Origin of the sequence: Alteromonas oceanisediminis (assembly GCF_018474025.1) — a bacterium.
Lineage (GTDB): Bacteria > Pseudomonadota > Gammaproteobacteria > Enterobacterales > Alteromonadaceae > Alteromonas_E > Alteromonas_E oceanisediminis.
This window is the reverse complement of sequence record NZ_JAHCTA010000003.1, coordinates 56640-69698: the sequence shown is the minus strand read 5'-3', so window position 1 is coordinate 69698 and position 13059 is coordinate 56640. Positions and strand designations below refer to the sequence as shown.

Genomic DNA, 13059 nt, shown 5'->3' with positions numbered 1-13059 from the left:
ACATGGAACATTATATCTCACTACTTGTACGCTCAATCTTTGTTGAAAACATGGCATTGTCTCTGTTTTTGGGGATGTGTACATTCTTAGCCGTATCGAAAAAAGTGAAAACATCGATGGGCCTTGGCGTTGCGGTTATCGTTGTGCTGGTCATCTCAGTGCCGGTTAATCAGGTTATTTACGTCAACATTCTTGCGCCTGGCGCATTGGCGTGGGCCGGTTTTCCAGACGCAGATCTAAGCTTCCTGAACTTTTTGACCTTTATCGGCGTAATTGCTGCTCTGGTTCAGATTTTGGAAATGAGCCTGGATAAGTTTTTCCCAGCACTGTACAACGCGCTGGGGATTTTCCTACCGCTCATTACCGTAAACTGCGCTATTTTCGGTGGTGTTGCTTTCGCTGTTCAGCGCGAATACAACTTCACTGAAAGTATCGTTTACGGATTAGGTAGCGGCATTGGTTGGGCGATCGCAATTACATTGCTTGCCGCAGTGCGTGAAAAACTTAAGTACGCTGATATGCCTGACGGTGTTCGCGGATTGGGCTCAGTGTTTATGATTGCAGGTCTAATGGCTTTAGGTTTCCAATCGTTCACCGGCATTCAACTTTAATTATTAAGGCAGGTCATTAGGTATGAATCAAATTGAAATTTACCTTGGCGTAGGCATGTTTATCGCCATCGTTCTCGCCTTGGTTTTCATCATCATGTTCGCAAAGTCGAAGTTGGTACCCAGCGGCGACGTGAAGATCATGATCAATGATGATCCCGACAAAGTACTGACAGCATCTCCCGGTGGAAAGTTGCTGGGTGCTTTAGCTGATGCAGGTATTTTCGTGTCATCAGCGTGTGGTGGTGGTGGCTCTTGTGGCCAGTGCCGCGTTGATGTGAAAGAGGGCGGTGGTGAGATATTACCGACAGAGCTTGACCACATCACCAAAGGCGAAGCGCGTGAGGGTTGCCGTTTGTCTTGTCAGGTGTCTATCAAGCAGGACATGAAAATAGAATTACCGGAAGAAACGTTCGGTATTAAGAAATGGGATTGCGAAGTTATTTCTAACAATAACGAGGCGACCTTCATTAAAGAACTTAAGCTAGCGATCCCTGATGGTGAGAGCGTACCGTTCCGCGCCGGTGGTTATATTCAGATTGAAGCGCCACCTCATCATGTTAAGTACAAGGATTTTGACATTCCTGCTGAATATCGCGGTGACTGGGAGCGTTTCGGCTTCTTCGATATTGAATCAAAAGTGGATGAAGAGACAATCCGTGCGTATTCAATGGCAAATTACCCCGAGGAAGAGGGGATTATCATGCTGAATGTGCGTATCGCCACGCCTCCGCCAAACAATTTAAGCTTACCTGCGGGTAAAATGAGTTCCTTTATTTGGAGTCTTAAAGAAGGTGATAAAGTCACGATTTCAGGGCCGTTTGGTGAATTTTTTGCCAAAGATACCGATGCTGAAATGGTGTTTGTTGGCGGTGGTGCTGGTATGGCACCCATGCGTTCGCATATCTTCGACCAGTTGCGTCGTCTGAATACTGATCGCAAGATTACGTTCTGGTATGGCGCTCGTTCTTTGCGCGAAATGTTCTACGTAGAAGATTTCGATATGCTGCAAAAAGAGAACGAAAACTTTAATTGGTATGTTGCACTTTCCGATCCTCAACCTGAAGACAACTGGGAAGGCCACACCGGCTTCATCCATCAGGTACTGCTAGAAAATTACTTGAAGGATCATCCTGCACCAGAAGATTGTGAGTTCTATATGTGCGGTCCGCCCATGATGAATGCTGCAGTCATTAACATGCTCAAAGAGCTTGGTGTTGAAGACGAAAATATCATGCTGGATGACTTTGGCGGTTAATCAGCCATTAGTTCAGTGAACATTGAATTGAAGGGGGCTTTTAGCCCTCTTTTTTTGCGAGAAAAGAGCAATAGTGTGAAGCAAATAGTCCTTATTCTAAGCGGTTTACTATTTCTGAGTGCCTGCGCAGATAGAACCCCTATTGAAGTGCATCTGCAAGGTTCAACGATGGGTACCACTTACAACGTCAAGTACTCGCCAATCGAAGGGGTTGATGACGTCGTCGTGCATCAGGACATTGAAGATACCCTCATTCGTGTGAATGCGCTCATGTCGACTTATGATCCAGCGTCGGAGTTGTCGCGATTTAATCAATACAACGGCAAAGACACTTTCCCTTTGTCAGCGGAAACATTGGCAGTAATGTCAGAAGCTAAGCGCATTGCCGAGCTCACAGATGGTGCGTTAGACATTACGATAGGCCCCGTGGTTAACTTATGGGGTTTTGGTCCAACTCAGCGCGCTGAAAAAGTACCGGCTAAACCGGTAGTGGAGCAAACACTTGCACAAACCGGCATAGAAAAACTGATCCTTGGTCGCAATAGTGCTCACAAAGCATTGCCTGCGCTGTATGTTGACCTCAGCACGATTGCAAAGGGTTATGGCGTCGATGCCGTTGTCAGCGTGCTGGAGGCTCAAGGATTAGATAATTATCTGGTTGAAATTGGCGGAGAAATGCGTGTCGCGGGAACTAAGCTTAATGGCCAGCGCTGGCGCATTGCGATAGAAAAACCGGTATCGACGGAACGATCATTACAAAAAATCATCGAAATTGGTAACAACGGTATTGCCACGTCTGGTGATTACCGCAACTATTATGAACAGGATGGCGTGCGGTACTCGCACATTATCGACCCGCGTACAGGCTACCCGATACAACATAATCTTGTGTCGGTGACTGTGGTGCATCCGTCAGCAATGACCGCTGATGGTCTCGCAACCGCACTGTTAGTGAAGGGAGCTGCCGAAGCCATGAACTTGGCCGAAGAAAATGAGTTGGCTGTGCTGCTTATCAGCAAAGAAGGTGATGAGTTTGTTGAATGGATCTCAAGCGCATTTGAGCGCGATGTCACGACAGTGACACCGTAGTTTACGATTTCAAAGATAGGGGTAGAGATAGTTTATGATGAGTACGTTTATTTTGGCTTTCGTATTTTTCCTCGCGATGGTACTGGCCATGGCAGTAGGGTATGTATTTCAGCGTAAAACGATTGCCGGCAGTTGCGGCGGGTTAGGCGCTATTGGTATATCAAAAGCCTGTGATTGCCCAGAACCGTGCGACCGCAAGCTGGCGAGGATGGCTCGCGAAGAGGCCCGTCAGGAAAAACTCGCTGAGTGGCAAAAGAACAAAATTATTTAAAGGCTACTCTGACTCAGGGTCTCCAAGGGCGGCGATTGGCAATGTTTCTCAATAAAGTCTCGGTGGCGTGGAAGCGGTTCAACACTGCGTTGAATGTGTTTAGGCAGTGTTTGCAACAGGGTTTGCGCTTGCGCTGTTCCTGCGGGATCACACAAACTAAAATCACGCATCGGTAAGGTTTGCATACCACTGGCAATCGCATACCAGCTTACGGCTTGGAAAAGACACTGAGACGGGGTATCTACCCACCCATTGTTTTTCAACAATGCGATTTTATGCTGTAGCGTGTCCGGAAGAGGATTTTCACGCAAACGTTGCCAGAAAAGCGTGTCGTCACGCTGGGTGGTGCAATAATGGAACACGAGAAAATCGCGTATTTCATTATAATCCTCGCTCAACACACGATTGTATTCTGAGGCGAGTGCAGCACAATCAGTGGTTTCCGGAAAAAGCTTTAACAGCTGTCGCAAACTCTTACTCACCAAGTGAATGGCGGTGCTCTCCAAAGGCTCTAAAAACCCACTCGCCAAACCGATGGCGACGCAATTACCTTTCCAGCTTTGTGACCGAAATCCATTGGTAAAGTTGATGAAACGTGGTTCGTTCACGCACTCTCCGGCGACCTGCCTGAGCAACGTGTTCAACGCGGTCTCGTCGTCGCAATCTTGCCGTGAAAAGACGTACCCGTTACCGGTTCGATGTTGCAGGGGAATGTGCCAACTCCAGCCATAGGGCTGTGCTTTAGCAACGGTTACTGGAGCAAGTTCGCCAACCGTTGTTTGAACGGTGACAGCACGATTGACAGGTAAAAAATCCGACCAATCCGTAAAACGGCTATCCATTTCAGTGCCAATCAACCGAGCCGCAAATCCGCTACAATCAATGTACAAATCGCCGGCAACCTTTTCTGTTCCTTTACTGCGTTCGATCTCAAGGTGGCTTATGTCGTGATTGATATGATGTCCAACGCGAGTGACTTTGCCTTCAATACGTGAAACGCCCCGTTTTTCAGCATATTCTCTGAAAAATTGGGCCGCTAACCCAGCATCAATGTGCAATGCGTATGCGGCGCCCTGTATTGGCGTACCAGCGGCATTTTGAGGGACGTAGAACCGATTGTGCGCAATCATGTGCGCGGCCGGTGAATATTGCTCGAACGGTGCAGCTTGCTGACGCTGATAAGCAGATTGCCAGTAATGGAAAAAATCCAGATGATTAACAGGTTGCCCCACTTGTCCAAAAGGGTGTAAATAACTCTGACCTTGACTGAGCCAGTCATCAAATCGGATACCCAGCTTGAAACTTGCCTGAGTGCGTCGAATAAAGTCAGCCTCATCAATACCTAAGCTGCGCAAGGTATCGACAAACGTTGGGATCGTTGCTTCACCCACGCCGATAGTGCCTATCTGATCCGATTCGACTAGCGTAACCTGAATTGACCGATGGCGTAAGGTATGACTGAGCACTGCCGCTGATAGCCACCCTGCGGTGCCGCCACCTAAAATAACCACATGTTGTATGCGCGTTGCGGTCTGCGGCATTAGGTGACCTCCGTCGTTGCGTATCATTGGTGAGCAGTGTGAAGGCGTAGGTTATGTCAATGTGAATGCCAGGTAAAGTGCGTTACTTTGAGTCAGCCTGACAAAAAACGGTTGCGCTCATGTGGTTCAACACCGAGTGTCAAAACCCCAAATGAGTTGCAAACCCATTAAATTAACGTCAATATACTGTCTATCTATACAGTTAAGTGGTTCTGTTGTGCGAAAAATTATCCATGTCGATATGGACTGTTTTTATGCGGCAGTGGAAATGCGTGATAACCCGAGGCTAAGGCATGTGCCCATCGCTATTGGAGGCAGCTCTGAGCGTCGAGGTGTTATCAGTACGTGTAATTACCCTGCGCGCAAATTCGGTGTGCGCTCAGCGATGGCAACGGCCCACGCCGTGCGATTGTGCCCAAACTTGGTGCTTCTCAAGGGGCGTATGGATGTTTACTCGTCTGAATCAAAAAAGATCCGCGCTATCTTTGCGCGCTACACCAGCAAGATAGAACCTTTGTCGCTGGATGAAGCCTATCTCGATGTCACTGACTGCAGCCGCTTCGGTGGCAGTGCAACGCTGATAGCGGAAGATATACGCCGCACTATTCACAATGAACTTGGACTGACGGCCTCGGCAGGCGTTGCGCCGATTAAGTTCGTGGCGAAGATCGCCAGCGATGAAAACAAACCTGACGGCCTGTGCGTCATCACCCCAGACCAAGTGGATGGATTTGTACGCACGCTGCCGCTTCGAAAAATACCCGGTGTTGGCAAAGTCACGATTGAAAAATTGCATCGGCTGGGTCTATATACTTGTAATGATGTGAGGAGCTATCCATTGGAACGTCTGGTAAAAGAGTTTGGTAAGTTTGGTCCCGTGTTGTGGGAGCGCAGCCATGGAATTGATGAACGCGAATTAAGCACACAACGTCAGCGTAAGTCGATAGGAGTAGAGCGTACACTATCAGAAGATATAACCAGCCTGGACGAGTGCCTTGCCATTGTACACAAACTTCACGACAGCCTGCTTCAGCGAGCAACTAAATCATCCCAGAGTACGCCGCTGATTGCTTCACAGGGTGTGAAGCTAAAGTTTAACGATTTTCAACAAACAACGGTTGAACACAAAACCGGGCAGTGGAAACGCGCGTACTTCGACGAGTTGATGGCCGAAGCGTTTGCCCGAGCGAACGGGCGCGGTATCCGCTTGGTCGGGTTGCACGTTGGATTGCCGAGTCATTCTGCGATGCATCAGCTGATATTACCGCTCGAAGGTCTTGAGTTAGCCGCAGAGCCCAGTGCACAATACTCAGTGTAAATTCACGTTTTAAATAGGATTAACTATGCCTGCGCCTAAAGCCATTGCGATTTCTTCGTTAAATGACCCTCAAACATTTAGCCAGTTTGACGCTGCCGTGGTGATATCCGACACATTAGACAGTCAGCAACTGGGAGGTGTGGCACCCGCGTTGGAAGCGCAGAAACGAATTGATGCGCGTGTCGGAAAAGAAATCTGCCTTTTGGCACACAATGAATTGCCCGGTGGGCGGTTACTGCATGTTCCGACCGGTCGACTTGACCGTTACTATGACGATGTACGCAGAATATTTGACGTTGCTCATCAGGCCGCAGGCGTAATGCGTGAAGCCGGTATTGAGAAACCATTACTCATGGTTTCATTAAAAGTCACGGATGCCAAATATGCCAAAGCGCTAGAGGCTGCTTTCTTGGGCATGACTCAGGCGCTCTGGCAACCACTGGAAGCGCGAGAGTCCAAAGGTGAAAATACAGTCGAGCCGATTGAATACATCGGCATCGTTGGTCTCAATGACGCACAGTGTGGGTATTTAAATGCTGTTGAAGCGGGTAAACGCGTGGCACGTGATTTGTGTGGTACCGAGCCTGAGCGCATGGCACCGCCTGCGTTTGCGCAGTACTGCCAACAAGCGTTCGCAGGCAGTGCCGTGAGTGTCGCCGTGATTGATGATGATACGACGCTCAGGCAAGACTACCCCTTGCTTCATGCCGTGGCCCGCGCGTCGGTTAAGGTGGAGCGTCATCAACCTCGCGTGGTCAGGCTGACTTACACCGGAAGCGGCCCCATTACCAAATCGCTATTTCTGGCAGGCAAGGGCATCACTTTTGATACCGGTGGCGCAGATTTAAAAGTGAATGGGCATATGGCTGGCATGAGTCGCGACAAAGGCGGAGCGGCTGCGGTGGCGGGGCTTATGCGCACGCTTGCTGATACGCAGCCAAAAGGTTTACACGTGGTGGCGGAGCTGGGTGTTGTGCGTAACAGTATTGGCAGCGACGCTTTCGTGCCGGATGAAATTATTCAGGGGCACGCCGGTAAGCGCGTCCGAGTCGGCAACACTGACGCAGAAGGGCGCATGGTTTTAGCCGATGTGTTGTCACATTTGCGCGAGCTGGCGCTGGATGCCGCCCCAGATACTCAGTCCGAAATATTCACCATGGCGACACTGACCGGGCACGCCGCGATTGCGTTTGGGCCATACACTGGTTATGTACAGAACGGTGTCGCGGAGCAGGCTAATATTGCTGAACAACTCGTCGCGGCAGGCGCTTTGTGGGGCGACATGGGCGAACCGTCTCTTAGCCGGCGCGAAGATTATGACTTTATCCGGGCGCGCACACACGCGGATGATGTGCTGTCATCAAATAATGGGCCCTCGGCCACGACGCCGCGTGGGCATCAATTCCCAATGGCGTTTTTAGCCATTGCCTCCGGGCTTGATGAACATGACCTTGGCAGTGAGTCGCCTTTGGCGTTCACGCATGTCGATATTGCCGGTAGTGGTGTGGAGAAAGGTGATTGGCAGCACGGCAAACCTACTGCTGCGCCCGTAACCGCGTTTTCCGCGATGTACGCCATGCTTGACTCAGTAGCGTCTGCGGCAGCTTCATGATGATAAAGCCGGGGCGATATCGACACTATAAAGGCAATGACTATCAGGTTTTGGGGGTTGCGACACACAGTGAAGATGAAACAAAGCTTGTGGTGTACCGGCCGTTGTATGGCGAAGGCGCGCTGTGGGTTAGGCCCTTAACCCTGTTTTCTGAAACCGTTGAGGTCGACGGAAAAGCGGTTCCGCGTTTTGCGTTTATGGGCGCAGAGTAATGGGGAAAACCTGCGTCCAAATGACGCAGGTTATATGAGCCTGTTGTCTGACATCAATAACGACCCACAGGCTCTAGCTCGTCAGTCTAGAATCTAAAATTGATACCTGCTTTATAGATTCTCCCCAGCGTGTCGTAGTTGCTCGGAAACGTGTTTCCTGAGTTACTGCTGGTATCACCGATTTGGTTACCTAACGCCGGTGGCTCATCATTGAACAGGTTATCCACCCCGGCGGTGATGACAATCGCATCGGTTAACTGATAGCTTCCGAACAGATCAAAGTAGTCGTAGCTGTCAATACTGCGGAACGCTTCAAATCGTAACGCACGTTCCGGTTCCTCAACGTCAACCGATGAAATATGGCGCCACTGCAACGACACAGTGAAGTCCTCATAGTCCCATGTTGTGCGTTGTACCCAGCGCAAGTCTGAGATGGGATCACAACTGGTACCGTAGAAGCCTTTACAGTCGATGATAGGCACTGTTGATGAGCTTTGTGACTCTTGCGAAAGGTACTTATTGATGTTCCCTGAGAAGCGTAAGCTTCCCATGTCATCAAGGTCAAAGTTGACATTAAATGCCACCTCAATCCCTTCGGCTTGCAAGAAGCTTAAGTTTGTTGTGAACAGATTGACGCCAGCCGCCGAGCCAGTCAAGTCACCGCCAATCCGGTTTATTTTGGCACATTCGTCGGTCAACCCATTGATATAGCAGCTATCCAGCACTTCTTGAGCACTAAAATTACCAATAATATCTTTGATATCAATCTTGTAATAGTCAGCTGAAATGACAAAGCTATCAATGCCATCGAACTCAGGCGTCCAGACAAAACCCGCTGTGGTCGTATCCGCTTCTTCAGGGCCTGGAGGGTTGTTCGGATCGCTACCCGCAAAGGTATTGATTTGCCCGGCAATAATGTCAGGAATAACACCCACCTGAGCGGCTGACATCCCTGTGCTGATACACAACTGACGGAGACGATCATCAATGTTTCCAGCATTCGCAACAGAGCATGGATCCTGCGTTGCATTCCCTAAGCCTGAGGTCACCGGTGAGGCAAGCTCTCCCACATTAGGTGCTCTGTTTGCCCTTTGCTGCATCACTCTGAACATCAATGATTCAATCGGACGCCAGTTGAAGCCGATTTTCCATGAGTCGGCAGTGCCGATGGTGTCATAGTCCGACGAGCGGAAACCAAACTCTACATCAAGGCGGTCAGCGAAGGGTTGCCCATCCAATAGGGGTAAAATACCCTCGAAGAAATAGTCATTTACGCTGTAGCCACCTTTGATGGGGAGCAAATTACCACCCGCGCCGCCTTGACAACTTGCAGGTGCCTGTTTCAAACAGTCGTCAGGCTCTAAGATACCGGTTTCCTTGCGGTACTCAATACCGAAACTCATGGCGAGGGGACCAGCAGCTGTGGGCAATTCAATGAAGTCCACAGGCCCTGTGAAAAATAATGTTGCTATGGTTTGCTCGTATTTTTGCTGTTGCAGGGCAATCGCTGTGGCAAAGCCAGCCATCTCTTCTGTGATTGTGCCAAACCCGCCAAATAAATCGATAGGTACACAAGCGCCACCGGATACGCAATTTACGCCATCTCGGGTATCCAGCGCGAGATTGATATTCGGCAGATTGGTGTAGCCATCGCGTACTGTGGTGCGGTTAGATTCACCGTATTGAAAAGTTGCATCGTATTCCCAGTCACCAAAGAAAGCCCCATTGATGCCGGTCGTGAATTGCCAAATATCAGAATCAAAGCGTTCAGTACGAGGACCAAGCTCAAGTGTTCGTCTTCGTAAGCGCACGGTGAGGCTATCTTCCGAGTCTACAACACCATTGGCATTGCTGTCGGTCCAGCTGCCTCCATTGACCAGTGAGCCATCTGCGACAGCTGCATTGGCACCATCGATCATAAAGGCCCGTGCCTGATCGCTAATCAGCGGGTTGTACAGTGGCAAGGTAAAGCTCGCGCCAAATGTGCCGGAAGGCGCAACTTGCTGCGTGACCGACGTACTGGAAAAATTAACCGATGCATACACATTGGCGTATTCATTGATTTCATAACTGGCAAGTGCGGTTGCTGAATACCGCTCGGCCGGCGTTTGGTAGTAGTTAAATGGATTGAAGTTGAACAGGCTACACTGGCTAGCTAACGAACGATCATCACGGAACTGGCCCGCGACATTGGTGCCGATCAATTCAAAGCGAGTGGGGATCGCCGTGGTTGAACCACTGCCATTGACCGCATCAACAACATTCGGGCCGCCACAACCGGCAGGAGGAGCGGCAGGTTCTTCACCGGCCAGAAACTCGTCTAAACCTGCACCACTGTTTGAATTTATGCCGAGTAGTCCTAGAGGCCGTTGACCAAGCAAGACCGGATCGCGCTCCATCCAACTCACACTCACAACCGCATTGCCACGACCATCCTCGAGGTTTGAGCCCACGGTCAGTGATATGCTGTCTTGGTCGCCGTCACTCTCTCCGGTTTGATTGTGATTCACACTAAATTCAACACCTTCGAAATCATCTTTAAGTATGACATTCACTGCGCCGGCGATTGCATCAGAACCATACACTGCTGAGGCGCCCCCAGTGACCACATCAATGCGTTCAATCAGTGCCGTAGGTATGGTGGCCGTATCCACTGCGCCATTAAAATTGAACGGAGTCATGCGACGCCCGTCAAGCAGAACTAGGTTTCGTTGCGCGCCTAAACCGCGTAAGTTAATAGTTGCTGCTCCTGCAGTGCCGTTATTTACGTTGCTTCCGTCAGCAGGGATTGTGGCCGGTAGTGAGCGAATAATGCGCTCAAACTCCGGGGTTTGAAGAAACCCTATTTCTTCTTCGCCAATCGAAATAATCGGGCTTGAAGACTCGACGCCAGGGGCTCGAATCCGGCTCCCGGTGACTGAGATAACTTCTACGTCTGCCGCCTCGTCGGATGCTGAGTTTTCCGATGTGTTCTGCTGTGCGAGCGCGGCGTGTGTCCACAGTAGCGACGTTGCAGTGGCTGTTAGCATTGCGTATTTTACGGCTCGTGCCGTTTTTGTTGGTATAAACATGGTGGTGACTCCCTGAATAAAATCACCGCTAACGCTATGCCTGCACCGCGCCCGCAACCAGTGGGATTCCGCGAAGGGCGAAACCGAAGTGACAAAAGGACCGGATCCGTGGACAAATGGGGGGAACTAATCGTAAAAAATAGCATAGACTGAGTGTTAGGTTGGTTTTCTCGTGCGAACGGGCGACATTTGGGGGGAATACTCATCGCTAGTTATCAGGATATCGCGCACAGTGACAAGATGTTTAGCCGCTTTTTCTGGTTGGCAAACACGTTGTTGTGGTGCAGCGTACTCGTTTTTTTTTCGTACGCCCAATCACGTAATGCGCAAGCTGCTGAGTTAGAGATTACCTGGTTTCAGTTTATTGAAATGTTGGCACCGTGGTTTTTGAACTTCATTTGGGTAACACCTGCTATTTTCGCTATCGTGCACCGGAGCATGCTGTTGGATGCGGAAAAGCGATGGCACGAACGCTTTGTTAAACCCGCCCTTGCCTCTCTTGGCATTTTGTTCTGCTACTGGACATTAAGCCTGGTCATGCAAACGTTTATACGCGACCAGTCGTTTAACGACTTCTTGCATCGTCTTTATCGTGTCATCCTCTCAACCGGCGTCATCGACATTGTTATTTATTTCGGTATCTTGGCTGCTGCCATCGGTGCACACTTTTATCACGAGTCGATGAAAGAGCGCGTCATGCTAACAGAAATCAAGCAGGAGTTGATCACCGAGCAGTTGAAGTCACTTCGCAGCCAACTGAACCCACATTTTCTGTTCAATACCTTAAATACGGTGACCAGTCTTATCCGCATTGGCAAGATTAATGAGGCAACCGATGCAATTGCCCAACTCAGCACAATGCTTCGCGCTACGCTGGAGAATAAGAATCAGGAAACGGTCACTCTGCAAGAAGAAATGGCCTTCATTAACAGTTACATCGGCATTCAAAAATTGCGCTTTGCCGATAAGTTAAAAGTGGATATCAGTGTTGCTGAGGGGTGTCTGGCGATGCTTATTCCCAATATGCTGCTACAGCCACTTGTTGAAAATGCAGTACAGCATGGTTCACAGAGTGTTGAGAAAGATAACCTTATTGAACTCGTTATCGCTGAGCGCGCCGGAAAATTGAGCATTACATTGACCAACCAGATTGCTGAAACGGATTTACACAACGGTTTTGGTATTGGCCTCAACAATACAAGAAAACGATTGGAACAAATCTACGAAGATTACCAGTTTGAATCTGTACCTTTGACCAACGGACTATTCAGAACCCTATTGCTATTGCCACTAACAGGAAAAGGAAAAAAACATGCTTAGTGTCTTAATTGCTGATGATGAGCCCTTGGCTCGAGAATGCGTGGCCGTTATGTTACAAAAAGAGCCTAAAATTGACCAAATTTTACAAGCCGGAAGTGGCATTGAAGCGCTGAACATCATAAGGCAATACCCAATTGATCTGGCGTTTTTGGACATACAGATGCCGGGCATGAGTGGACTGAGCTTGGCACAACAACTACCAAAAAGTTGCGTGCGTATTTTTGTGACAGCGTTCGACCAGTTTGCACTTCCGGCGTTTGAAGTCAACGCGGTGGATTACTTGCTAAAGCCTTTCAGTGATGAGCGTTTTTCACAAGCATTAGCTCGTGCTTTTGAAGCACTCTCTTTGTCTGCAGCACCACCCAACAATGTGACCTACCGTTCAAGACTTATTGTGCGCGACCCGGGCAGGATCCGTCTTGTCGACGTGGACTCAATTAACTTTATCAAAGGTGCAGGCAACTATGTCGAATTGCACATGAATAACGGCAAAACCGTTTTACACCGCGAAACGATGGCAAGCCTTGAAAGACAGCTTGATCCCGATGTTTTCGTGCGCATACATCGCAGTTCAATGGTGCGTAGAACCTGTGTTACAGAGCTACGACCCAACGACAAGGGGGATTACACGGTGATTCTAGCGAGTGGAGAAAACCTCACATTGTCTCGTCGCAATCGCGATAAAATAGACGCACTCACCAGTTAACGTGAGTCCTCTGATCAGGTGCCAGTGAGTGGCGCTTGGGTATTATTTGATCT

11 protein-coding genes are annotated in these 13059 nt (G+C 49.3%); 9 read left to right on the top strand and 2 right to left on the bottom strand.

Annotated elements, in window-relative coordinates; translation table 11 throughout:
* Positions 1-2 precede the first annotated feature (2 nt).
* The 4 genes from nqrE to nqrM all read left to right on the top strand — a co-directional run bounded on the left by nqrE (position 3) and on the right by nqrM (position 3226).
* A complete protein-coding gene (gene nqrE / locus KIU71_RS05740) occupies positions 3-611 on the top strand; it encodes an NADH:ubiquinone reductase (Na(+)-transporting) subunit E (RefSeq protein WP_214130233.1) in 609 nt (202 codons plus the stop codon).
* Between the two features lie 22 nt (positions 612-633).
* The gene (gene nqrF / locus KIU71_RS05735; RefSeq protein ID WP_214130232.1) at positions 634-1866 is read left to right on the top strand and encodes an NADH:ubiquinone reductase (Na(+)-transporting) subunit F; all 1233 of its coding nucleotides are present in this window, start codon (positions 634-636) and stop codon (positions 1864-1866) included.
* A 75-nt stretch (positions 1867-1941) separates the two neighbouring features.
* Entirely contained in the window at positions 1942-2955 is a 1014-nt protein-coding gene (locus tag KIU71_RS05730; RefSeq protein ID WP_315853249.1) for an FAD:protein FMN transferase, read from the top strand.
* 37 nt (positions 2956-2992) lie between these two features.
* On the top strand, positions 2993-3226 hold the full coding sequence (nqrM, locus tag KIU71_RS05725; protein WP_214130602.1) for a (Na+)-NQR maturation NqrM: 234 nt from the start codon (positions 2993-2995) through the stop codon (positions 3224-3226).
* On the opposite strand, the gene KIU71_RS05720 is transcribed toward nqrM, so the two are convergent.
* Positions 3223-4767 carry a tryptophan halogenase family protein gene (locus KIU71_RS05720; protein ID WP_214130231.1) on the bottom strand — a complete coding sequence of 515 codons (1545 nt, stop codon included), beginning with the start codon at positions 4765-4767 and terminating at the stop codon, positions 3223-3225. The genes nqrM and KIU71_RS05720 overlap by 4 nt on opposite strands.
* A 217-nt stretch (positions 4768-4984) precedes the next feature.
* Between KIU71_RS05720 and dinB the strand changes: the two genes are divergently transcribed.
* The 3 genes from dinB to KIU71_RS05705 are packed head-to-tail and all read left to right on the top strand — an operon-like array spanning position 4985 to position 7909.
* Complete coding sequence (gene dinB, locus KIU71_RS05715; RefSeq protein WP_214130230.1) at positions 4985-6085, top strand: DNA polymerase IV; 1101 nt, start codon at positions 4985-4987, stop codon at positions 6083-6085.
* A gap of 25 nt (positions 6086-6110) precedes the next feature.
* The gene (locus KIU71_RS05710; RefSeq protein WP_214130229.1) at positions 6111-7697 is read left to right on the top strand and encodes a M17 family metallopeptidase; all 1587 of its coding nucleotides are present in this window, start codon (positions 6111-6113) and stop codon (positions 7695-7697) included.
* Positions 7694-7909, top strand: coding sequence for a DUF1653 domain-containing protein (locus tag KIU71_RS05705; protein WP_214130228.1), 216 nt, complete (start codon positions 7694-7696; stop codon positions 7907-7909). The genes KIU71_RS05710 and KIU71_RS05705 overlap by 4 nt, the downstream gene beginning before the upstream one ends.
* Before the next feature lie 86 nt (positions 7910-7995).
* Here KIU71_RS05705 and KIU71_RS05700 read toward each other — a convergent pair whose 3' ends face one another.
* Positions 7996-10980 carry a TonB-dependent receptor domain-containing protein gene (locus KIU71_RS05700; protein WP_214130227.1) on the bottom strand — a complete coding sequence of 995 codons (2985 nt, stop codon included), beginning with the start codon at positions 10978-10980 and terminating at the stop codon, positions 7996-7998.
* A 153-nt stretch (positions 10981-11133) separates the two neighbouring features.
* On the opposite strand from KIU71_RS05700, the gene KIU71_RS18020 reads away from it, so the two are divergent.
* Both KIU71_RS18020 and KIU71_RS05690 read left to right on the top strand, forming a co-directional pair.
* A complete protein-coding gene (locus tag KIU71_RS18020) occupies positions 11134-12300 on the top strand; it encodes a sensor histidine kinase (RefSeq protein WP_214130226.1) in 1167 nt (388 codons plus the stop codon).
* Entirely contained in the window at positions 12293-13006 is a 714-nt protein-coding gene (locus KIU71_RS05690) for a LytR/AlgR family response regulator transcription factor (RefSeq protein ID WP_214130225.1), read from the top strand. Before KIU71_RS18020 ends, KIU71_RS05690 begins: the two co-directional genes overlap by 8 nt.
* Positions 13007-13059: the final 53 nt, after the last annotated feature.